General features: G+C 41.0%; 1 pseudogene. It reads right to left on the bottom strand.

Features of this window, described 5'->3' with window-relative positions:
• Nucleotides 1–375: pseudogene (locus tag ACJY2G_RS25550) on the bottom strand (type VI secretion protein ImpA); the annotation flags it as partial.
• Nucleotides 376–554: the final 179 nt, after the last annotated feature.

Genomic DNA, 554 nt, shown 5'->3' with positions numbered 1-554 from the left:
GAGAGCAGGTATTTGTTCTATTTCATATTCGGTCATCCATCCATTCCAAAAGTCCACAATACCTTTTTGAATATATCCCATTGCATTGCCCATTCTAAATGCTTCTGGGTTATTATGACTACGTTGGATATATCGTTTACTGAAGTGCTCCCTTAAATCACGAATATTTGGCATTACACGAGTTTCCCATACGACATCAGCCTGTTGCCATTGAGGGAGTTTGCGGGCATTGAGAGGCATCTCCCGTTTATATCTTGCCAGGGCTTCTTCATGGGCATCGATATAGGCAATGATGGCGTCACGGGTTTCGGCATAATGTTCTGCTGAGATAAATTTTTCTAAAAAGTAACATTCCTGCGGATGTAAAATACCCATTATTCTTTTCCTTTTGGATTTATCCGTCACGTCCTTGTTAATCACAGTAACCGGTTTAAATCAAAACCGGCTACATGCACAAAAGTCATTCAGCTGTTTATAAAAACGCTGCCCTTATCATCCCGCTCCAGCAGTGACCAAAGCGTACGATGAAGCTTGCCTTTTTTATCTTCATATTC

The organism is Rahnella sp. ATs2 (assembly GCF_051851855.1).
GTDB lineage: Bacteria > Pseudomonadota > Gammaproteobacteria > Enterobacterales > Enterobacteriaceae > Rahnella > Rahnella variigena.
This window is presented reverse-complemented; position numbering and strand designations above follow the sequence as displayed.